Annotated in this window: 19 protein-coding genes; 2 read left to right on the forward strand and 17 right to left on the reverse strand. The window is 47.2% G+C overall.

From position 1 onward, the window contains the following. Positions 1-28 precede the first annotated feature (28 nt). Together IR195_RS11215 and mntR are read left to right on the forward strand one after the other, a co-directional pair. The gene (locus IR195_RS11215) at positions 29-1567 is read left to right on the forward strand and encodes a cation:proton antiporter domain-containing protein (protein ID WP_206047558.1); all 1539 of its coding nucleotides are present in this window, start codon (positions 29-31) and stop codon (positions 1565-1567) included. A 286-nt stretch (positions 1568-1853) separates the two neighbouring features. Further along, the gene (mntR, locus tag IR195_RS11220; RefSeq protein ID WP_206047559.1) at positions 1854-2333 is read left to right on the forward strand and encodes a manganese-binding transcriptional regulator MntR; all 480 of its coding nucleotides are present in this window, start codon (positions 1854-1856) and stop codon (positions 2331-2333) included. A 14-nt stretch (positions 2334-2347) separates the two neighbouring features. Here the strand turns inward: mntR and IR195_RS11225 are convergent, their stop codons facing one another. From IR195_RS11225 to IR195_RS11305, 17 genes are all read right to left on the reverse strand, one after another. Beyond that, positions 2348-3064 carry an RES family NAD+ phosphorylase gene (locus IR195_RS11225; RefSeq protein ID WP_206047560.1) on the reverse strand — a complete coding sequence of 239 codons (717 nt, stop codon included), beginning with the start codon at positions 3062-3064 and terminating at the stop codon, positions 2348-2350. Continuing rightward, positions 3058-3456, reverse strand: coding sequence for an antitoxin Xre-like helix-turn-helix domain-containing protein (locus IR195_RS11230; protein WP_095603026.1), 399 nt, complete (start codon positions 3454-3456; stop codon positions 3058-3060). Before IR195_RS11230 ends, IR195_RS11225 begins: the two co-directional genes overlap by 7 nt. A gap of 295 nt (positions 3457-3751) precedes the next feature. Continuing rightward, complete coding sequence (locus IR195_RS11235) at positions 3752-4693, reverse strand: glycosyltransferase family 2 protein (protein ID WP_146943601.1); 942 nt, start codon at positions 4691-4693, stop codon at positions 3752-3754. Between the two features lie 79 nt (positions 4694-4772). Further along, positions 4773-5984: a CDP-glycerol glycerophosphotransferase family protein gene (locus IR195_RS11240; protein ID WP_125748451.1), complete on the reverse strand. Its 1212-nt coding sequence runs from the start codon at positions 5982-5984 to the stop codon at positions 4773-4775. A 40-nt stretch (positions 5985-6024) separates the two neighbouring features. Beyond that, a complete protein-coding gene (gene tagD / locus IR195_RS11245; RefSeq protein ID WP_125748454.1) occupies positions 6025-6486 on the reverse strand; it encodes a glycerol-3-phosphate cytidylyltransferase in 462 nt (153 codons plus the stop codon). A 26-nt stretch (positions 6487-6512) separates the two neighbouring features. Next, entirely contained in the window at positions 6513-7433 is a 921-nt protein-coding gene (locus tag IR195_RS11250) for a glycosyltransferase family A protein (RefSeq protein WP_125748457.1), read from the reverse strand. Positions 7434-7521: 88 nt separating this feature from the next. Continuing rightward, positions 7522-8736, reverse strand: a complete 1215-nt coding sequence (locus tag IR195_RS11255; RefSeq protein ID WP_206047561.1) for a glycosyltransferase family 4 protein — start codon at positions 8734-8736, stop codon at positions 7522-7524. Between the two features lie 147 nt (positions 8737-8883). Next, positions 8884-10089 (reverse strand): DegT/DnrJ/EryC1/StrS family aminotransferase, encoded by a 1206-nt coding sequence (locus IR195_RS11260; protein WP_206047562.1) that lies wholly within the window; start codon positions 10087-10089, stop codon positions 8884-8886. Continuing rightward, positions 10082-11158, reverse strand: a complete 1077-nt coding sequence (locus IR195_RS11265) for an ATP-grasp domain-containing protein (RefSeq protein WP_206047563.1) — start codon at positions 11156-11158, stop codon at positions 10082-10084. Before IR195_RS11265 ends, IR195_RS11260 begins: the two co-directional genes overlap by 8 nt. After that, positions 11151-11774, reverse strand: a complete 624-nt coding sequence (locus IR195_RS11270; protein ID WP_125748463.1) for a sugar transferase — start codon at positions 11772-11774, stop codon at positions 11151-11153. Before IR195_RS11270 ends, IR195_RS11265 begins: the two co-directional genes overlap by 8 nt. A 61-nt stretch (positions 11775-11835) precedes the next feature. After that, complete coding sequence (locus IR195_RS11275) at positions 11836-13218, reverse strand: UDP-glucose dehydrogenase family protein (RefSeq protein ID WP_206047564.1); 1383 nt, start codon at positions 13216-13218, stop codon at positions 11836-11838. A gap of 51 nt (positions 13219-13269) precedes the next feature. Continuing rightward, the gene (locus IR195_RS11280; protein WP_206047565.1) at positions 13270-14352 is read right to left on the reverse strand and encodes an NAD-dependent epimerase; all 1083 of its coding nucleotides are present in this window, start codon (positions 14350-14352) and stop codon (positions 13270-13272) included. 51 nt (positions 14353-14403) lie between these two features. Continuing rightward, positions 14404-15597: a hypothetical protein gene (locus IR195_RS11285; RefSeq protein ID WP_206047566.1), complete on the reverse strand. Its 1194-nt coding sequence runs from the start codon at positions 15595-15597 to the stop codon at positions 14404-14406. Positions 15598-15783: 186 nt separating this feature from the next. Continuing rightward, positions 15784-16632, reverse strand: coding sequence for a ParB N-terminal domain-containing protein (locus tag IR195_RS11290; protein ID WP_125748472.1), 849 nt, complete (start codon positions 16630-16632; stop codon positions 15784-15786). Positions 16633-16634: 2 nt separating this feature from the next. Next, positions 16635-18644, reverse strand: coding sequence for a polysaccharide biosynthesis protein (locus IR195_RS11295; RefSeq protein WP_241006705.1), 2010 nt, complete (start codon positions 18642-18644; stop codon positions 16635-16637). Between the two features lie 70 nt (positions 18645-18714). Then, positions 18715-19854 (reverse strand): hypothetical protein, encoded by a 1140-nt coding sequence (locus tag IR195_RS11300; protein ID WP_125748478.1) that lies wholly within the window; start codon positions 19852-19854, stop codon positions 18715-18717. A gap of 38 nt (positions 19855-19892) precedes the next feature. Next, positions 19893-21710 carry an ABC transporter ATP-binding protein gene (locus IR195_RS11305; RefSeq protein ID WP_206047567.1) on the reverse strand — a complete coding sequence of 606 codons (1818 nt, stop codon included), beginning with the start codon at positions 21708-21710 and terminating at the stop codon, positions 19893-19895. Positions 21711-21712 lie beyond the last annotated feature (2 nt).

Genomic DNA, 21712 nt, shown 5'->3' on the forward strand with positions numbered 1-21712 from the left:
CAAGTCGCCTTTATGTTAAGGACTCAGCATGTTTGAAGTGCTTATTTTATCGTTTGCTCTTGTCTTTGGGATTATTGCCCGCCAGCTCAGCTTACCGCCCTTGGTGGGCTTTTTGGCCGCTGGATTTGCACTCAACGCCTTCGGCCCTAGCGTTGGCCTGTCCAGCGAAGCAGGCCCCTTACTAGAGCATCTCGCCCACTTAGGTGTTCTACTGCTGCTCTTTACCATTGGCCTAAAACTTAACGTGAAGAGCCTTGCTGAGCCTGTCGTGCTAGGAAGCGCATTTATACATCTAGCCATTACCTGCTTACTATTTACGACTGGCTTCGTCGTATTTTTATCGCTATCTATGGATAAAGCACTCTTGCTTGCCATTGCTCTTTCCTTTTCAAGCACCGTTCTTGCCGCCAAGGTACTCGAGGCCAAGCGAGAACTGCGCGCCCTCCATGGCCGAATTGCCATCGGCATTTTAATTATTCAGGACTTGGTCGCCATTGCAGTACTCAGCTTTTATAGTGGCCAGACCCCCAGTCCGTGGGCACTACTGGTATTTTTACTACCACTACTAAGACCGCTTCTTTATTGGCTAATGAGTATTGCCCAACACGATGAACTGCTGGTACTGCTCGGCGCTGTGCTAGCAATTGCTATCGGCGGAATGGGATTTGAAGCCGTCGGGTTAAGCTCAGAGGTAGGTGCCTTAGTCATGGGTCTACTGCTAGCCAAACACCCGCGCGCTCAGGAGCTTTCAAAGGCGCTATGGGGAATAAAGGAAATGCTCCTAATCAGCTTTTTCTTACAAATAGGAATGGCTGGACTACCCGACACCAATGCCTTAATTTTTGCCGGAGTGCTTGCCTTAGCGCTCCCCTTAAAAGGACTACTATTTTTTGCGCTGCTGATCGCATTCCGTATCCGGGCGCGTAACGCCTTTCTAGGAGGTTTAAGCCTAACTGCCTACAGTGAATTTGGCCTAATCGTTGCCTCTAGTATTTTAGAGGAGTGGTTGGTACCGCTCGCCATCGCTGTCGCATTATCTTTTGTCATTTCGGCCCCCCTGAACCGCTTGGCACATGGGCTTTTTGACCGCTGGGAGAAGTCGTTAACACGCTTTGAACGTGATACGCGCCACCCAGATGAACAACCCGTTAACATCGGTAATGCTACCGTGTTAATACTTGGTATGGGGCGCACAGGTAGTGCTGCCTACGACTTTTTTAACGATAAAGGGGTGTCAGTTGCGGGTATTGATTCTGATCCTAATAAATCGCAGCACAAACGCCACGTCTACTATGGCGATATAGAAGACGTAGGATTTTGGCATCAATTAGATATTTCAAAGCTGGTAGCAGTCACGTTGGCTACCCCAGAGCTTGAAAGTAAATTAATTGCCACTCGCGAGCTACGTAAAGCAGGCTTCACTGGACAGCTGTTTGCGGGCATACACTTTCAGGATGAAGCAGCCCCATTGCATGAGGCAGGTGTCGACCAAACCTACTTATTAATGACCGGGGCGGGTATTGGCATCGCAGAAAAGGCATGGGAAAACCTCCAATCTCCTTCTTGAGCGTTATCGGCAGTAGCGATCTTACGATACATCAGCGCCTTAACGTGCCGTCCCTAAGTGAAAACAACAGGGCCAGGAAAAAGCAGCAAGGCGCTACTAGCACAATGATTAACCAGCCACACTGCTTGATCATTATTTCTTTCTCCTGTGCTAGGATCCCACTAAGTACAGCTGCAGCTCAGCAAAAAAGCTTTATGCAAACAGTTTAGCCATGGCTAACAATTATCTAAAAAAATGCGCTACCATCACCCATTAACGTTTCCACTAACCTTGATAAATTTTGCCAATGAGTGAATACCAACAGCAACACTCTCCTACCACCGCATACGGCCAAGATGGAGATGCGCTACCACCCGTGGAACAGCATGCACAGCAGTATGAGACGGTGCGTAATGCCCACGAAACGGAACTGATCGAAGATTATGTCGAGTTAATCGGCGACTTATTACGCCACCGCGGAGAAGCGCGCGCAGCGGACATTGCTACTCGAATGGCCGTTAGCCAAGCGACCGTCTCTAAAATGATTCGCCGCCTGAATGAGCTGGGCCTAGTGACAAGCAAGCCCTATCGCTCGCTCTTTTTGACCGAAGAAGGTCAAAAAATGGCCGAAACGTCCCGGACGCGTCACGATGTAGTGCTGCATTTTTTGCGTGCCCTTGGGGTTGATGACAGCACTGCGCGTATTGATGCAGAAGGCATGGAGCATCATGTTAGTGATAAAACACTCACGATCATGCAGCGCTTCACCGAGCAACAGCGAACATAATTACGCTACTGAATTCACTTGATAGGTACCGCTGAGAGGCGGTTCACTTGGGCTATTCGCCCGTTCCAGATCATCTCAATATGAGTGGTCTGGATAATATCCAGAACGAACTGCGGCGTCATTAATGCCCAGCAAGTGGCACCTGTTTGCCGAACAGAATGGTAGCGCAGACCAACACGTTGCTGTTTACGCAGCTCTCTGCCTAATGTGCGCGCTGCTCGATAATCATTGGCATCATAAATGGCATGGGATGGTTGAAGTGCCAAGCCATCGCGACAAGCTTGTTCATTAAATAGGCACTTAAGCCCACGGAAGATAAACCGTTCAAAATGTAACGACGGTACGTTTTTCCAATAGATTTCCTGGTGGTGCCTCACTTCACTGATTGCCGTTGGCAGTGCATCCGTAATGTAAAGCACGCCAAAGCTGCCGTCGCTAAAGCGAGAACCGTCCGGATTAACGTGGGTAAAAGGCGCAGTCGCATAAGAGCATCCTCGGATACCAAAGGGAATCTGGTTGTGAGGAATGAGCCCTAAGTCGCCAGCCTCGTTACGCAGCCTTGGGTTCGTTAGCGCTTGTAGTGCATATAGCGCTTCAAACTCATCAAGGCTCGCAACATCGTCAAACAGCCCAATAGGAGGAAATTTACTGTTGACTAAGCGATACCCTACTACCTCTTGCGATTTACACAGGGGCAGCGAACCTTCGCTTATTTCCACCGGATCTACCACTGAGCACCTCGCAGGCTATCAATACGCTTGAAGGTTTCATAAAGTGCAGCGAAATCTCCGGTACCAATCACCTCAAGCGGCGTGCGCCCATTAAAGTAAGGGTTGTGATTTGCCATGGAGACGAACCCGTAAACATTATCAGGGTTTTCAAACAGCATTCGCAGTGCCGCATGAATATTGAGTAAATAACTGATTCTCGCCAATTGATCGCTGTCTAACTTGATCTCAGCCAAATCTCCCCGCCGCGCTCGGGCATAGCTACTGTGAGAGACACGTAGAATCGATTCGCCCTGCTCACCTGTCGCCCGCCATTTGTCCAAAATGCGCACAGCGGCTTTCAAACCAGCTGCCGCGGCGGCCTTATCCTGAATAACATTGCTGGCTGTTTGCATAAGCACCTCGCTCCCTGTCTGCATTCACCTATTCATAGATACTAAATCAAAAAATTTGTGTCTGCAAAGACAGCATCTGCCAGCACAATATCTACAAATACAACTTAATTCAAAAGACTATTCACCTCAATTCGTAACCTTAGACTTATCAGGTACCTACTGATGAAGACGATGGTCTGCCAGCTCCCCCCTAAAAAACATTAAGCAAAAAAAAAGCCTCACCGAATATTTTTAATATCCAGCGAGGCGTTTATAAAAATGGGGGCATACCACATACCCACCACTCACCAATCACTTAAGATCTTTCTGGCTTAGCCAAGCCGAGAAGTAGCGCCAATCTGTACGTTGCGGAGTAAGACTTAAAGTAATAACACAACAGATAAGCTAAAAACCTCTCTGAAAAAGTCAGCTCTTTCTCTAAAAACAGTTTCAGCGCTTTTATGGGAGGAAGATAGCCTTTAACTAAAATCATAAAAAAACTTCTCTTCGAATTTATCTTCAATTTATTCAACTGCCCTCCCATCACTCGTCTTCTTTTTTTAAGAATATCCTTTACATTTGAGCGTGCAGGATGTTTAACAATAACCTCCTGGGCGTATTCAACAGGAATTCCTTTTTCGTTCGCGCGCACTCCCCACTCATTGTCACCGCCAGACATGAGGCTATCGTTAAAATGCCCAACTACTTCAAAATTTTTTGACCAAGTTACCATATTAGCAGTCACTGCCCCGCCCCATTGCGCATAGCGTTCTTGATCAAACCCAAAGGCCTTTTCATAAATTTCAACAAGCGTCAGCTTTTCAGATTTAAAGAACAGCTCTACTTTGCCAGCAACTCGCTCTGCACCTTTATCGAGTCGATTAATAGCGGTCTCTAGCCAATAGGGATCAGGGATACAATCAGAATCCGTAAACGCTACTATTTCACCTCGCGAAATCTTTAATGCAGCATTTCTCGCTGCATATGAGCCCGGTTTCGCTTCTTGGATCATGGTGAAGTTTTTGGGTAAGTAAAAGTCCGCTGGAGGAGAATCATCAGGAGCATTATTGACAATAATGACTTCAAAATTGTCTCGAGCAAGCGACTGATTGTCTAATGCAGCAACACACTTTTTAAGCCGTGACCAGTCATAATAGGTCGGTACAATCACAGAAACTCTTGGAAAATCAACTCGAATACCGACACTGGCGACGTCTCCTACCTGCCTGTTTTTTATTCCTTTTTCATAAAATGACATGTCACGCCCTCACAAAATTATTGAGAAGCTAGCTTTACTCTCTCTTCAAACTACGTACTCATCTTGTATGGACATTCGTTCAGGCATGGTTGGCTACTTCAAGGCGGCAGCTGTTACGCAGATGAGAGGTGACGCGTTCACACTCTCGGCCATCGTTCATAGCGGCATGGCGAGCTACAAAAGTTGCTAAGCGCTGGTGATGAACTTTGTTAGCCAAGGATTCCCAGGCTTCGGGTAATTGCTCCCAAGATTCGATTACCGGACCTGGCGCATCAGCAAGATAATCGCCATAAACCCCCACATCAAGGTTGAGATAATCATCCAGGTCAGGTGCCATTAGAATGATGGGGCGATTCAAACAAGCATAGTCAAACATCAAACTCGAATAGTCAGTGATAAGTACATCGACTGCCGGAAATAAAGCATTTACATCGGGAAATAAACTGACAGGCGCTTCACAAATACTAGCATTCTCCTCTATCAGCGCTTGCACACCGCTCATTTTTAACGAGGTGTGCCCGCGGATGAGTAATAACACTCGATGCTTTTCAAGCCATGGTAGTAAGGCCTTTAGGCGTTTGCCTTGGGACACATCAAGCCCACCCTTGCCCTGCATTCTAAGGGTCGGTGCATATAGCACGACCTTGTCGTACGCTAGGATGTCGATGCCAGCCTGCTCCAATAGTGTTGACGCATTTTCTTGGAAAGCATTCCAGCGGGGATAGCCAAGCGCAGTGACACGGTCGCTCGGTAAACCGAAAGCAGAAATCATTCGCTCTCGGCCGACGTCGGAAGCCACTAGTACTTGCTGCGGTCTACGCTGCCCAGGTAGGGCCCGGCGTAGATAACGATCAAACACGCTGGTAAAAGCGCCAAGCCGGGAAGAGCGCGCATCCTGAACTAGGCGCTTAAGAGGGGTGCCATGCGTTAGGTTGATCAGCTGCCCCCCAAATGACGCATGCGCATTAATATCTTCAGCCGAATGAGTGACAAGAAAAAGCCGTGCACGCAGCGACAGCAGTATTCCTTTGACTGAATAAGCAAGATAGGCTTCGCCGCCCTCTTCACGGACTCGCTGAACAACTTCTTGATCATGCGCAAGCCAAACTGCTCTCAAGCTAGGCTCATGATCCCGCACATGGCGATACAAATAGCTTGTATTGTCAGCGAACTGGCGACCATGCCAAGCACCAAATATCCATAAACGATCATTGCGCGGGAAGCATCCGCCGATCAGGCATAGCGGCAACCATGCTAGCTGTTTTGCTAAACGAAGTGTGTAAGAGGACATTGTGATTTCCTTGGCACTGCCGCCAACAATCAAAGAAATATTAGCCGAAGTCTTTTCTTAACGTATCGAGCACGTCAAAGGCGTTCATTAACTCTTCCCGTGAAACGCTATAAAAAGGATTAAGTGAACGTTTCAATTGAGTCGTAGAGACACCATCGGTACGTGGCAGGTATATCACTTCACAGTGGGGTGAAAGAAAGTCAAAGTGGCCCTTCCAATCATCACCAATAGCAAAGGTGTCGACTGAATAGCGCTGGATATCCTGAAGCTTTTGCTCCCAATCGGTCTCGGGAATCACCTGATCGACATAGCGCAAGGAGCGTACAATCTCAGCGCGGTGCTCAAATGGAATCAACGTGCGCTTGCCTTTGAGTGTATTAAACTCATCCGTTGAGATTCCCACTACCAAACGGTCTCCCATCTCAGCCAATCGTCTTAGCAAATTCAGATGGCCAATATGAAACATGTCAAAGGTGCCATAAGTAATTACTGTCTTGGTCATGAGTGTTGCCCCTTTGCTTGCTCAGGTTATTTAATACAGCGACGTAACTGAACGTAGTAAGGTTGGGGCACTAGTAATGAGATAGCATGCAGCCATAAACGCATGTTCATCCCTCCCCATCTTAATGCTTCTAAATCCAAGCGTACTGATTGGCCAAGCAGCTTCTTCTCAACAGCCCAAGAAATAACTTTGCGATTTATTGCCAAACGCAATTGCCGCCGCTCACCACGCTTTAATGTAGACTCATACTGTTTAAAAAGATCAACACCAGGATGTAAACCGACAAGGTTGCGTTTATCTCGAGTAATATCGCTGTTTTCCAGAAGCCATAAAGTAGTTACATTGGCGTTATAGTGAATCTCTTTTAATTCACACAGCACTTTCAACCAAAAATATACATCGCCACCGCGGCGATAAAGCCCAGCAGGAAACCCTCCCATAGATAAAAACCGCTCACGCCTAATACACGCCCCATTCATATGAATAAAGTCGAACAGCGCAAAGAACTCCAAGGCTTCCAAGCGGCTCAGGCGGCCACTAGGCTTCCCTTTTATTCTCGGCAACCGCCTCCAGCCTTCCATCTTTTGGTAAGCATTGACGTATAATTCAATATCAGAGTACTGAATAATTGCATTAGCAAAACATGACAAGTGGTCTGATAACATAATGTCGTCAGCATCAAAAAAGACCAACCAGTCACTAGTTGATTTATCTGCCCCTAAGTTACGAGCAGCATATCCCCCTGCCCCTGGAGAGTCGCGCTGAAAAAGTCTTAACAGACCGGCCTTCTCATGCTGTTGCAAAATTTCTAAAGAGCCGTCTGTAGAGCCATCGTCTACGGCAATCACCTCAAAATCTTTAAAATTCTGCCTATATATACACTCAAGTGAATCATTTAAAGTATTCACCTTGTTATAGACCGGCATGATTACGGAGAAGAAAGCCATAACAATAGGTTCTCATAAGTTTACTAGGAGCAGGATAAATGCTTTTTATCTATAAGATCATTTATCCATAACAAATAGTTTTCTATCTTCAGACCTCATTAACAGCACTATTATTCGCTAACTTTCTCTTTAGGCTACACGATACTAGGCTGTGTATTTCCATCGATCTAAGCATTACCGCATTAACTTTGTGAACATCGTACTTATTTTTAGCAATTTCATACGAACGTCTGCCCATGGTTCGTACCAGGTCGGGACTATCAATGAACGCCTGCATAGCACCCTCAAGCGAATCGACATCTCTAACGGGTATCAAATAGCCATTATCACCCTCAATGACAGTCTCACGGCATCCAGGTGCATCGGTAGTAATCACCGCCCGCCCCATCGCCATGGCTTCCAACACTGAACGAGGTGTGCCTTCCCGATAATAGCTGGGGAGTACATAAACACTGCAGTTCGCGATTGCCGGGCGTACATCATTAAGCCAGCCTAAATGATCAATTGAGCCCTCCTTTACCCAAGTGTCCAATTCTTCCCGGGTAATCGTATCGGGATTACTATCAATGTCACCGGCCAGTTGAAATTCTATTTCGGGGTGCCGCTGTTTAATTCGGCGTGCAGCCTCAGCATATTGACGCACTCCTTTGTCGCCCAACAGGCGAGCAATCAGTAAGAAGCGTGGAGGGCCTGCAGGCACAGGCACTAGCGTATAATGGTCCATGTCTACCCCTGAACCATTGAGAACTTGCGAAGGTACCTTCTCAAGTAGTATCCCCAACTCACGAAACAAAGCGTTATCATCAGGATTCTGAAAAAACACCTTGTCTGCTCTATTGAGTGCCGCGGCATATAACCTACGCACAATTTGATAGACCAGAGCACGCTTACCGCTGACTTGGCTCGCAAATGCGTAACCCAGTCCGGTAATGAGTGCATAACGATGAGGAACTCTGGCCAACCAGGCTGCCAATAGCCCGTAAACAACTGGCTTGATCGTGTAGCTAAGCACCATTGCTGGGCGAATTTTGCACATAAGACGATAAAGAGCATGCAGCGTTAAAGCATCGCGCCACGGGTTTAGCCCATTTCTCTGCATCGGAAAGTCGTGAGCAACCGCTCCCCAGGCCTCAAGCTGCTGGCGAGTAGTCGTGTCTTCAAGAAGTCCTGGAGCTGCTACATGGACGTCTAATCCAGCGTTGATCAGGGCTTGAACCAATGGTCCTCTAAAATTGACCAACGAATAGCTTGTGCCCGATATCAGCAAAAAACGCTTATTCGAGATATCAACCTTAGGCTTCATAAACACTCCTTAACGAAACACTAAGCCACACAGGTTGAGTGTTCGTTTGCCGATATTCGCTATTTAAAATAGTGAGTTTTAAATGTAATGAGCTTTAAAGACAGCGGATCTTTTAAATACAGATGACCTGTAGAGGGCTGGAAAAAATTAGACAGCTAACGCCATAACCTCTTTGAGTACTTGGCATGTCTTATTAATTTCTGCTTGAGAGAGTGTCGGATGGCACAAAAACATCAAACTGGTTTGACCAAGCTCTTGTGCAACTGGCAAGTTGTTTTGTGGCTGCCAGCCAGCGTTTAAAAAGGCCTTCTCGAGATATACTTCAGAACAACTGCCTGAAAAACAAGGCACTCCTCTTAAATTAATCTCACTCAGAATACGGTCACGGTCCCAGCTAGTCCGTAGCTGATGCGAATCAATGAATACATAGCATTTATAAGCAGCATGCTGGGTATCTTGCCTTAGTGATCCAGAAACCATAGCTAAGCCAAAGGCAGGAACACGCAGCCCTTTGCACTCTAACGCTGCTTGCCAGATACATTGAGCGTTCGTCTGGCGAATCGCACTCCACTCAGGCATCCGTTTAAGTTGAATACGACCAATAGCGGCCTGCATTTCGGTCATGCGCCAGTTGGTGCCAAACGTATCATGCAACCAGCGGAACCCCGGTGGATGTTCGTGCAAATAAACGGCGTCCCAGCTCTTGCCGTGATCTTTATAAGCCCACATTCGTTTCCAAAGTGCGCTGTCATTGGTAGTGACCATCCCCCCCTCGCCACCGGTGGTCATAATTTTGTCCTGGCAGAACGACCAACACCCTACATGCCCGATCCCCCCCACGCTTCGGCCTTGATAACGAGCGCCATGAGCCTGAGCACAATCTTCAATAACATAAAGCCCGTATTGCTCTGCCAACGCCATGAGTTCCTGCATTTCGCAGGGCCATCCTGCTAGATGCACGGCAACAATAGCGCGGGTACGCGGGGTAATTTTTTCAGCGACGGTGGCGGCAGTGATATTTTGAGAGTCGCGATCAATATCAGCAAAGATAGGCACAGCCCCGACATTCGCAATACATGATGCAGAGGCCACGAACGTTCGGGAGGTAACAATCACCTCTTCATGCTCTTTTTGGCCAATACCCAGTCCTATTAGCGCTAAATCTAGCGCGTTAGTCCCATTTGCTAACGCTATGGCATGCTTAGTCTCGGCAAATTGAGCGAACTCCTTTTCAAATTCAATGCACTCCTGGCCTGTCCAGTAGTTCACTCTGTTGGAAAGCAGTACGTCCTGAACAGCCTGGGCCTCTTCCAGAGTAAAAGATGGCCAAGGAGAAAAGGGGCCGTTAAGCATGGCGGTGATCCATAACTAATAGGTCTTTTTCGTTCATGACAACCGGCTTTTCATCCACGTCTCTTAAAAACATGGTGCCTTTTGGAAACTCATAATGTTTGTATACGTGTGAGAAGTTGCCTGGGTTAAGGTTCATCTCAAGATAGTCTAGAGGAAGATTGGCGCCCGCCTGAGCCAAAGAGGAAATAAAAGCAACAAACCTTACATTTATTTCGGTTATCATTGGATTTCCCTGAGCATCTTCTTTGAAATCTACTGTAAATATGCCATTCGCTTTCGATTGATAGTGATTAAAAAATGAACTAATCGCATCATCAGCAATGCTCACCAGCTGGGGATCATTAATCATACGACCAAACGCAGTATTGCCGGTTATTCCAGAAGGCGCGATTTTAGACATGATATACGTTACTCTCTCGGCGCAAGCAGAACGTAAAATCTTACCGTCCATGTAAATAACCTTACACGCAAGGTTTCTTCCCGGCAAAAACTCGGATGCAATAAATTCTTCAATGAGAGGGTTTATTTGCATCCATTCATCGAGTTCTTTATCACTTGTGACTTTTAAAGAACCCAAACCACTTGATCCAACAGTACCACGTACCCAAAAAGGATAATCAAGCGTAAAATCAAGGTTTTTCAAGCCATTTGAAAATGTGCAGTAACGGGGTATATAAGGCTTATCCGCTAGAGTTTCATGCAGCTTCTTCTTATCTATCAGTGCTTCGGTCGGCTGGCTTGAAGAAATAAATGCTTTGCAAGGTAATCCTTCAAGTTCTTTTCGCTTCGCCCATGCCACTACTTCAACTTCAGGCAAGACAACCGCGAATTGAATCTGATGGTAGTCAATTATTTTTGAAATTTCTAACCAGTAACGTTCATCATCAGCCCTTGGTACTAAATAGGTATGATCATATGAAGATTTATCGTAAAGACCAATCGCTAATGGGTTAGCATCAACACCAATAAAACGATAACTATCAGCTCCGGAATCAATAACAGATCTGACAAAGCTGCGTGGCGTTGGCCCACCGACGCCAGTGACAAGGATATTAATTTTTTTAGCCATTTTGTCCACCGTTGTCGTTGTGTAGCTTTGATTGTTTAAAGTTTGGCATCGCTACATCACTCGAGTAACTGATACCTTCGCGTAAAAAAACTTTTTTTACCGTTAGCAATAATATTTTAACATCCAGAAGAAATGTCTGGTTATCTACATACCAAATATCGTAATCAAATTTACTTTCCCAAGAGATACCATTGCGCCCATTTACTTGAGCCCAACCTGTTACACCAGGGCGTACTTCATGTCGACGAGCTTGGTGGGCACTGTAATAAGGCAAATATTCCATTAACAAAGGCCTGGGACCGACCAAACTCATGTCTCCTTTCAGTACATTCCATAATTCGGGTAACTCATCCAGACTGGTAGCACGTAGGCGCTGGCCAAAAGGAGTCAGCCGCTCTTTTTCTGATAGTTTTCGACCTTGTTTATCATAAGCATCTCGCATAGAGCGGAACTTGACGATTTCAAATGGCTTACCATATAGCCCTGGCCGATATTGACGAAAGATAACTGGTTTGCCTAGTTTATAGCGAACAAGCAGTGCTATAACAACCAGCAAAGGCGATAGCAGTACTAAACCTATTATTGAAATAGCAATATCAATCTGGCGCTTTAGCATGAGCCACCTACTATTTAAAATAAAAAAAACCATTTTCAATAATTAAAAAATAATTTAATTTTTAGTTATTGGCAGTTGCTACAGGAAGGTCTGCTAGGGCTGTTATTGGCAGCGTTGGGTTGGTTCTACCTACCGAGTAATAACTAAATCCTTTATCTGCCATTCTGTGTGGCTCATAAAGATTGCGACCATCAAAAACAGTCGGTTCCGATAACTGAGCTTTGATAAGCTCAAAATCAGGCGCTCGGAAGTTCTGCCACTCGGTAACGATAATTAACGCATCACTGTTTTTTAACGCGGCTTCTTTGGTTCCACAAAGGGTTAAATACTCACGACTTCCATAGATTCGCTGCGCTTCTTCCATTGCTTCCGGATCATAAGCCTGCACTTTTGCACCTGCTGCCCATAGCGCCTCCATAAGCACTCGGCTGGGCGCATCTCGCATATCGTCCGTATTGGGTTTGAAGGAAAGGCCCCAAATAGCAAAGGTTTTGCCCTTTAACTGTGCATTGAAGTGCTGGTTTATTTTCTGGAAAAGTGTGTTTTTTTGCTCTTTATTACGTAATTCCACCGCTTTGAGCAGTTTGGCGTCAAAGTCGATATTATTTGCAGTGTGAATAAGCGCCTGAAGGTCTTTGGGAAAGCAGGAGCCACCATAGCCTACTCCAGGGTAAATAAAATGGTAGCCAATACGTGGATCTGAACCGATTCCCTTACGCACGGCTTCAATATCGGCTCCTAGTAACTCGGCTAAGTTTGCCATTTCGTTCATAAAACTAATTTTTGTTGCCAACATGCAGTTAGCGGCATACTTCGTTAACTCAGCACTTTTTACATCCATTACGATCACTTTGTCGTGATTGCGATTGAAAGGCGCATATATTTCGCGCATGACTTCAATCGAAGCAGCGCAGCTGGTACCAATGATAATTCGATCTGGCTTTTGGCAATCTACGACGGCGCTGCCTTCCTTTAGAAACTCAGGATTAGACACCACATCAAAGCTGATATCGCTTCGACCACGCCCTTTCAATACCTCTTCCATCACGACACGAACTTTATCGGCGCTACCTACTGGTACCGTGGATTTGTTAACGACAACTTGGTCGCGTTCCATGTGTTCAGCGATAGTCTTAGCTACGTTAAGCACGTAGGTTAGATCCGCGCTTCCATCTTCATCCGGCGGAGTGCCCACCGCCACAAACTGAACCTGCCCATGTTTAATCGCGGCAACCGCATCGGTAGTAAAGTCGAGCCTTCCAGCAGCGTGGTTCTCTTTTACTATCGACTCCAATCCTGGTTCATAGATGGGAATGATCCCCATCTTAAGTTGTTCAACCTTGTGAGCATCCACATCTACGCAAACAACGTGATGACCGACCTCAGACAAAATTGCACCTTGAACCAGGCCAACATAACCCGTTCCGAAAACTGTAACGTTCATTGGAGTTCCTACTAGGGTTGGATATATTAAGAGAGAAATAAGCAGTTCATATCACTTAATTAAGCCAGATACTTGGCTTACAGCATCAGACGAGGCTGTAGGTAAATAGTTATTTAATGAGTAATAGTCGCGATACCAAGCAATGAAGTTTTCAACGCCCTTAAAGATTGGCGTAGAGGGTTTATATCCTACTCTTCTTTCTAATTCACCTGAGTCTGCATACGTATCTAGCGCATCTCCCGGCTGTAGAGGCAACATTTCTTTGATGGCTTTTTTACCGAGTGCTTTTTCAATGGCTTCGATATAAACACTGATTGTTACCGGATCGTTATTGCCTATATTAAAGAGGCGAAATGGTGCATTACTAGTGGCTGGGTCGGGGCTGTCGCTATTCCACTCTTGGGCCGGAGTTGCGATATCATCACTGGCACGAATAATACCTTCTACAATGTCATCCACATAAGTAAAGTCGCGCGTATGGTGACCATAATTAAAAACCTGGATAGGCTCATCGGCCAGAATGTGCTTGGTAAATTTAAAAAGTGCCATGTCTGGGCGCCCCCACGGCCCATAGACAGTAAAAAACCGTAGGCCAGTCGTCGGCAGTCCAAACAGATGACTATAGCTATGAGCCATCATTTCGTTAGCTTTCTTGGTGGCTGCATAAAACTGCAACGGGTGATTGGCTCCCTTGTGCTCGGAAAATGGCATGAGCGTATTGGCACCGTATACGCTGCTGGTGCTGGCGTAAGTCAGATGCGCAACCTTAGCGTAGCGACACGCTTCTAATATATTGGTAAAGCCAATTAAGTTACTTTCCACATAACTAAGCGGATTTTCCAGTGAATAGCGTACGCCTGCTTGGGCAGCAAGATGAATAACGCGATCAAAGCAGTGCTCTTCGAAGCACGTTGCCACTGCTTGCTGGTTAGCTAAGTTGGCACGAATTGAGAAGTAGTTATTACCTGTCTCTGCTGCGGTATGCTCAAGTATTTTGAGACGCGCTTCTTTTATAGCAGGGTCGTAATAGTCATTAACGTTATCAAATCCGACGACGCTATCCCCCCGCTCTAGCAGACGTTTAGCAGTGTGAAAGCCGATGAATCCTGCATGGCCGGTTACTAGAATCTTCATATAGAGACTCCATGACGAGACAACCGTTAGTTAGAAAGGAAGAGAGCTAGATCAGTTACGAACAAGGCGCTGAATATGTTGCCAACTCACCCGCCTTAAACCGCCTAACGTTAAAGGCACTAGTGCCACTGAGCGCACCATGGTAAGTACCGGTCGCGGAAGTTTGTTCAAACATAGCGTTCGAGGTAGCCCGGTGTAGGGGAACCAGCGTTCACGGTAGGAGCCGTGCTGAGCGGAAGTGGGCAAATCGCCCTTGAAGCGTGATGGCACGTCATACCACGCATAATTGCCCTTAAGACTTTCTATCTCGTCGGTGCCAGGCTGTAGAAATTCGAAATCGATAATTTTAAGACCTTGGCAAGGATCATAAATCAGGTCTTGCGGATTCAAGTCAATGCACTCGTAGCCAAGACGCCGATAATGCAAGATAACCGCTCTGACACGCTCAATTGTCCAGAGTGGTAGTAACCCGTGGGGTGAAAATGGAGCACGCGGAGAAAGGATCCGCTCCATACGATTGGAATAGCGTTCAAACACTAGGTAATGAGGCCCCACCTCTAGCAGTCGCGACACTTCAGGCAATGAAGCGCCGAGTTCACGGGCCTTTACTTCACGCTCTAAATACCGCTCGCGCCCTGGGCGAAAGGTTTTGCAAATTGCTTCAGTGCCGTGAAAATCCACCAGTTCTACTTTGGCTCGACATACCTGCTTACTCACGTCGGCTAGCACAGGGTAAGGAGTGCGAAACTCATTGTTATAGCGCTGAGCTGTTGCGCGTATTGTATCGACCTGCTGTGGGACTATTTTGTTTAGATATTCAAATGCCTGAGTTGTGCTACAGGACAAATACAACGGCTTGACGTGTTTTTGGCTACTGCGACCATCGTTGGCCTTTTGAGTTAGCATTGCTTCTACGGTCAGCAGCCGTAGATTATCGATTCGTTCTGGTGTCTCCGTTGAACAAGAGTGTTCCATCATAGGATGAACATCGTGTACCACCAAAAAATAGGCTGGCAGATCGCCATTAACAGGTCCACCTGCAGACAGCTGTTCACTACTATCAACCCACTTTACCAGTGTATGCCGCTGATCTTCATGTATGGATCGTTCGCACAAAATATTAAAACCGTAGCGATCAAGCAGGCTACGTAAGACGTCTAAATACGCCAGCCCCCGCTCGCTAATTAGGAAAATAGCAATGCCAACCAACCAGTCATCTTTCTCAATATTATATTTTTTATTCATAGTCGCCTTTCTCCTTGAAAGCTAAAAGGAGTATCTCAAAAAGCCTATCAGAGGCTTTCTAAAGCTCCTTAAAATTTCGATAAAAAAATATAACTCAAAGGCACTAAAGCAAAGCGAACAAAAAAATTCAAAGTAGGACAAAATCACTCAGACAGAATAATTTTTATTAAAAAGCGGTTTTATATATTAATCAAAAAAGTAGTTATCGAATATTTTGAGGGCTGTTTCTTGGCTAAAGAAACCTGAGGTCACTGTCGGCCAAAGGGCAACGTCTTCACGGCGAATAAAGCGCTCAACCCGAATAACAGCCCGCGGCGCTCCTAAAGCACTGATCACCGCGTAACGGTGCTGGCCACCGTGTACCACCCAGCGCCAGCGTCCATCTGAGTGCGTTAAAACGCTTGCGCGGATATCGCCATCAGTGCCGTCATGGCGACAGACTCCTTGATCACGAATCGATTCAAGCACCCGAGCCAAACGTTCAACCTCAACTTCAAGCTTATCTTCGCTGACGGGCCCACAGAACTTCCAGCCTGCGTTAATGCCCAGGTGCCTACCTAATATTCGGGCATTTTCACGTAACTCCGTTCGCTGGCGTTTGGCACTCTTTTCTGCAGCATTGTATGAGTCCCATGGAGAGTAAGCCTGCCATGGCGGTACATCGACTAGCCCACCCGCTTGGTCAGAAGAAACTCCCAGAAACTCGGCGGCATTAGCTGGCTGCCATTCAGCATAGAAAACACGCAGGGCTTCACGGAGTAAGTCGCGCTCCCTGCCAGGCTTATAAAATGCCTCCTGCATCACATCATTTAGGAAGCGCCGATGACCACTGAGATTAAACAAGCCAAACCCCCATTCCATCGGCGCATCAAGGAGCAGCTCTTTACCAGGATAAAGATAATTTAATTCGAGTGGATTACTCAGATGCCTACGAGCATCCACTGGCCGAAAATGTTTCATCGACTGAATGTGTAGCCCCGCACTTTCGGCCTTTCGGAGCATCCACACTTTGATAGACAATGAGTCGATCAACATTTTTAGCTTTCCTTGGTGACGGGATTAAGTACTTGATTAAGAGCGGAATCGTGTCGGGTTGAGGACGTTAAGAATGGGTTTGTATTTAAGCGTTGGCTCTGGGGTTCGCGGGGCGAAGTTTGGCGCGCTGTCCACACTAAGTCCGCTATCTCGTCTAAGGGGTGATAATCTAGTGGGGCGGACTGTAAAAGTTGACGGATATGCACATGATCAGCTTCGATAAAAGCTTGTTCCAATTCATTTAAAAAGGTTTCAAGCCTTGGCCACTCCCAGAAACGTTCTTTTGAGGTCATTATCCGGTCGTGACGAGTTCTCCTGACGTCATCGCCGATTAATAGCTCTTCGTATAACTTTTCTCCTGGGCGCAAGCCGGAATAAACAATCTCAATATCACCTTCTGGGTGTTCTGCATCTCTCACTTCAAGCCCTGAGAGCCTAACCATATTCACTGCCAAATCCAGAATGCGGACCGGTTCCCCCATATCGAGAACAAATACCTCGCCACCTTCGCCCATGGCGCCAGCCTGGATAACCAACTGAGCGGCTTCAGGGATCGTCATGAAATAACGGGTGATTTCCGGATGTGTCACATTGATAGGGCCACCTTGTTCAATCTGTTTACGAAACAACGGCACAACAGAGCCACTTGACCCCAACACATTTCCAAAACGCACCATGCAAAAGCGTGTTTTTGACTGCGCATTAGCGAATGCTTGGCAAATAAGTTCGGTCAAGCGCTTGGAGGCCCCCATCGCATTGGTGGGGCGAACGGCCTTATCGGTGGAAATAACCACGAAAGCTTCGACACCGGCTGTCATTGCCGCTTGAGCGAGATTTAAGGTGCCAAAGACGTTGTTACTGATCCCTTGAACAAGGTTAAACTCAACCATCGGTACATGCTTGTAAGCGGCTGCATGGTAGACGGTATGTACCTGAAAGCTATCAAATACTGCTTTGAGTCCACCCGCATGCTGAACCGAAATAAGCAGTGGTTTTAGTTCACAGCGTGAATGGCTCGTTTCAACTACCTGCCTCAACTCCTGCTCAATGGCGTATAAAGCAAATTCACAGTTGTCGACCAGTAATAGGCGTATGGGATTCTGAGCAAGGATTTGACGACATAGCTCACTACCAATTGATCCCCCGGCGCCGGTGACCATAACCGACTTATCGCGAATATTGGCCTGCAGCAACTCAGGAAAGGCAGGCACAGCCTCTCTACCCAATAAATCTTCTAGCGCTACGTCATGAAGTTCGCTGATTTTTGCTCTCCCAGCAATCACGTCGGCGCTACCAGGAATTGTTTTAAGAGGAACAGACAGGCCGGAGAGCCAGTGTAATATTTCACGGCGTCGCCAACGTGGGGCACTAGGAATTGCCAACAGCACCATGGCAGCCTGATACTCTTGCACCAAGGCAGCTAGCGCAACCGGTTGGTGTACTCTCAGCCCTTCAACCATGGCGCCTTCTAGTCCTCGCCAATCATCTACGAAAGCCACCGGTTCATATTCACCACCATGGCGAAGCGCATCAACCAACTCACAGCCAGCGGCCCCTGCCCCATAGATCACGACTGGCTTGCGTTGGCGACGCTGGCTATAGCGATACAGTTCACGTATCAAAAAACGCAGGCTGCCAATCCCTAATAATAAAAGAAGCGTATAAATGACGATAACGGATAACCCGACAGGGTGTTCAACCATATAACTGACTGGCACCACTAACAGTGCTGACGTCGCGACGACCAGAGCGACGGTTGGTACGGTGACATGGCTCATATAACGAATCACTATTCGATATAGCCCTAGCCAATGGAAAAGCAAAAGGCTTGTTGGCACTAGCAGACCAATCGTCATCCACAGGGAGCCATCTCTTAGTGGCTGGAAGCTTTCCAAGTGAATCATCGTTGCCAGCTGCAAACTGGCCGCTACAATCAAGCCATCGAGCAGGACAAGTACTCTGCGTTTTATCCATCGGGGTGCCACCGACAACGATTTCATTAAGCTATCCATGATTCCCCCGTTATTATTTTTTGCGGGCGTTACGTGTTAGTTATCTAGCCTCATTGGCAATGGTGTTATTTCAAGGGAAATCAGCCATTAGCCGATGATGCGAAGCGGCTATTGCTCCTTGTCGGTAAAGGTGCCAACACAGCACTAGCACTAACCAAAATAGTGTCGCGCGCAGGCCATTATGGGTAGTGGAATAGATCAAGGGCCCGGCCACACCCGCCCAGACATACAGCGGCGCTCGTCGTAACGCGATAACGATCGTCAATAGGAAAAGCCCTAGCCCGGGTAGTCCATAGGCAAATAACATGTTGACGAAAGAGGAGTGAATTTCATGTCCATCATAGGGAGCAAAACGCTGACGCTCAGTCTCCCCCGCGCCTAAAATGGCGTATTCAGGGAAGTTCGTTAACCGATCAAACTTACGCTCTTCATAGACGCTATCTACTTTGCTTGGCGCTCTGTCCATGCGCGCTTCTAAGTTGCGCAATACTTGCCCATCCGAGCTGATATTGGCAAGCAAGACACCCAACAATAGCAACGGAAATAACACTAACAAGCGCGCAAAGTGCTTAATTTGACGGGCATTAGCCATGGCCCACCCGATCAGGACTAAAACACCGCCCCCCATTGCGGCAAGCGATGACGCAGCTAAAATTCCCAACACGCCGGCAGCTAGCCCAGCCAGCCCCAAAAGCCTCATACGCGGATGAAAATCATCAAGCATCAATAACACCACCACACCGCATAATGAAAAATAAGCGAGCTGGTTAGGGTTATTGAAACTTCCCGTTGTGCGATTAACTCCCATAGCTAACTGCAGTAACGCCTGACTACCCGCGATCACCAGCGCGATTGCTACGCCATTACGGATTATTCCCGTAGCGCGTTCGCCATATACGCTAAGAAAACGTAATAACGCCATACCCACTAGAAAATTAAACAGGAAAAACAGAGCGGGTCTAAAAAAACTGGTCGCTCCCAAGACCAGTGTCCAGCTAAGGCAAACCAGTAACACCCACAGCACCATCATTGCCCAGCATATGGCGAAAGGGGAAACTTTCAGATGTTTGTCGCCTAGGGACATCACTAACATCACACCGACGAAACCTGTTAAGCCAATATCAGTCAGCTGCGGTCCACCACTAGGGAACAAATAAAGGCTGCTTAATGAAAGGCTCAAAAACAGTAGTAGTGCGCCGATTAGGTTCATGGCGATACCCTTTTGTCTGTCTTGGAAGAGACGCCTGGCTAGAGATTCGCCATCATCTGGAAGGTATGGTTACGGCTGGCCAAGTCGTCGTAAGTGCCAGCATCAATTACCTGCCCATTCTCAAGCATATAAATGATGTCGCACTCCTTAACGGTCGCTAGGCGGTGGGCAATCATGATGACCGTCATCTGGCCGGAAAATCGCTGAATGTCTTCCATGACACGGCGCTCGGTAATGCCATCCAGCGCACTCGTTGCTTCATCAAACACCAGTACTCTAGCTTGCTGATAAAGGGCCCGAGCGATTCCCAGGCGTTGACGCTGCCCCCCGGATATCTGAACACCGCGCTCGCCTATGCGTGTTTCGAGCCCCTCCGGAAACCTATCCAGCAGATCGTCCAGTTGCGCCATACGTAGCGACTCCTTGACTCTCTCAACATCAATTTCCTTGCGCTCGATAGCAAAGGCGACGTTTTCGAGGATGCTGGCATCGGATAAGAATATCTGCTGAGGCACAAACCCCACCCCCGCCTGCCATTGCCGTAAGTTCTCATGGGTTAATGGCACACCATCAATCAGTACTTGACCTTGCTGGGGCTCAATCAAACCGAGTAATAAATCCACCGCGGTACTCTTGCCACTGCCAGAGGTTCCAACTAGCCCTACCATCTGATTAACTGGGATCGTTAGCGTGAGCCGATCAAGCGCCAAGGCGCGCGCTCCTGGATAGTCGAAAACCACATTCTGGATTTTTATCTCTTGCCGGGGCACCCAGGGCGTTATTGGCGCTGCAGGTTGGGCATCGCTAACAGCGATATCACCGTTTTTCGTCTCATCACGACTGGCAATTAAGTCATCACGAATGGCGTTATAAGCGGCTAAGTTACCGCGAATTTTTGTCAGCGAGGTGTATATCTTTTGAAAACCTGGCAGCATTTTAAAACCTGCCAGCGCATAGATAGAGAGTGCTGGCAAAATTGCCCCAAGATTACCCTCATAAAGGTTAAGCAGATAAATCACCAACACAATAACCGAACCAAAAGCTACCAGTTCAATGGCATAACGCGGGGCTTCACTTAGCCCCTGTGTCACTCCTTCACCACGCGCGATAGCATTGCAGGCATTATCAAAACGTGTAATAAAACTCGCCTGTCGATGCAGTAAAAGCAGATCTTTAATACCTCCGAATCCTTCACTCATCAATTTAAAACGCTTGGATTGTGCTTTAGAAATTCGTCTTCCGTTCATAATTAAAAAACGTCGAACCGTTTGGTAAAGCAGTAAATAGGTCCCAAAAAAGACCACCACACCCACTATCGCCACCAAAGGGTTGTAGAGAAAAATAGCTAAGGTCATCAGTGATAGCATGATCAACTTAGCATTCAGCTCCATAACAGGGCTGATGATCTTGAGAGACACACGCTGGACTTCCGCAGATACCTTAGTAGTCAGAGCACTGGTATTGTGATTGGAATGAAACAACCAAGGCTGGTGCAAGTAATAACGGTAGAGGCGACTTGACAGCTCGGCCCCCACTCGAGCGCTGTAGAGCGCCAGTCGCCACGACGTATAGATAGATAACAGGGCCGCTATTAGCAGAACGCCGAGCACCATGGCACCCAGTAAACTTAAGAAAGCCCTGGGACTTTGCATGCCGGTAACGCTATAAGCCATAGCAAGCCAGCCATCCCCCTGGAGCTTGCTCATATCCCCCACAACCGCCATAAAAGGCCCAATAGCGACAACACCTGCAATTTGTGCCAGCGCCATACCGATAATCAACACTTGGAGCCTCAACAGTTGGCGCCGCTGTTGCTGCGTCAATAACGAGTAGAGTTCGCGCAATTGCTTCAGCATCT

The sequence above is a fragment of the Vreelandella venusta genome, from assembly GCF_015689495.1.
Classification (GTDB): domain Bacteria; phylum Pseudomonadota; class Gammaproteobacteria; order Pseudomonadales; family Halomonadaceae; genus Vreelandella; species Vreelandella venusta.

Excerpts from the sequence above, each read along its gene's own strand:
- IR195_RS11270 (WP_125748463.1), bottom strand. The coding sequence starts at position 11,774 with ATGCTAAAGCGCCAGATTGATATTGCTATTTCAATAATAGGTTTAGTA.
- IR195_RS11295 (WP_241006705.1), bottom strand. The coding sequence starts at position 18,644 with ATGGATAGCTTAATGAAATCGTTGTCGGTGGCACCCCGATGGATAAAA.
- IR195_RS11255 (WP_206047561.1), bottom strand. The coding sequence starts at position 8,736 with ATGAAGCCTAAGGTTGATATCTCGAATAAGCGTTTTTTGCTGATATCG.
- IR195_RS11265 (WP_206047563.1), bottom strand. The coding sequence starts at position 11,158 with ATGGCTAAAAAAATTAATATCCTTGTCACTGGCGTCGGTGGGCCAACG.
- IR195_RS11290 (WP_125748472.1), bottom strand. The coding sequence starts at position 16,632 with ATGTTGATCGACTCATTGTCTATCAAAGTGTGGATGCTCCGAAAGGCC.
- IR195_RS11285 (WP_206047566.1), bottom strand. The coding sequence starts at position 15,597 with ATGAATAAAAAATATAATATTGAGAAAGATGACTGGTTGGTTGGCATT.
- IR195_RS11280 (WP_206047565.1), bottom strand. The coding sequence starts at position 14,352 with ATGAAGATTCTAGTAACCGGCCATGCAGGATTCATCGGCTTTCACACT.
- IR195_RS11240 (WP_125748451.1), bottom strand. The coding sequence starts at position 5,984 with ATGTCCTCTTACACACTTCGTTTAGCAAAACAGCTAGCATGGTTGCCG.
- IR195_RS11230 (WP_095603026.1), bottom strand. The coding sequence starts at position 3,456 with ATGCAAACAGCCAGCAATGTTATTCAGGATAAGGCCGCCGCGGCAGCT.
- tagD (WP_125748454.1), bottom strand. The coding sequence starts at position 6,486 with ATGACCAAGACAGTAATTACTTATGGCACCTTTGACATGTTTCATATT.
- IR195_RS11250 (WP_125748457.1), bottom strand. The coding sequence starts at position 7,433 with ATGGCTTTCTTCTCCGTAATCATGCCGGTCTATAACAAGGTGAATACT.
- mntR (WP_206047559.1), top strand. The coding sequence starts at position 1,854 with ATGAGTGAATACCAACAGCAACACTCTCCTACCACCGCATACGGCCAA.
- IR195_RS11300 (WP_125748478.1), bottom strand. The coding sequence starts at position 19,854 with ATGAACCTAATCGGCGCACTACTACTGTTTTTGAGCCTTTCATTAAGC.
- IR195_RS11215 (WP_206047558.1), top strand. The coding sequence starts at position 29 with ATGTTTGAAGTGCTTATTTTATCGTTTGCTCTTGTCTTTGGGATTATT.
- IR195_RS11260 (WP_206047562.1), bottom strand. The coding sequence starts at position 10,089 with ATGCTTAACGGCCCCTTTTCTCCTTGGCCATCTTTTACTCTGGAAGAG.
- IR195_RS11235 (WP_146943601.1), bottom strand. The coding sequence starts at position 4,693 with ATGTCATTTTATGAAAAAGGAATAAAAAACAGGCAGGTAGGAGACGTC.
- IR195_RS11305 (WP_206047567.1), bottom strand. The coding sequence starts at position 21,710 with ATGCTGAAGCAATTGCGCGAACTCTACTCGTTATTGACGCAGCAACAG.
- IR195_RS11275 (WP_206047564.1), bottom strand. The coding sequence starts at position 13,218 with ATGAACGTTACAGTTTTCGGAACGGGTTATGTTGGCCTGGTTCAAGGT.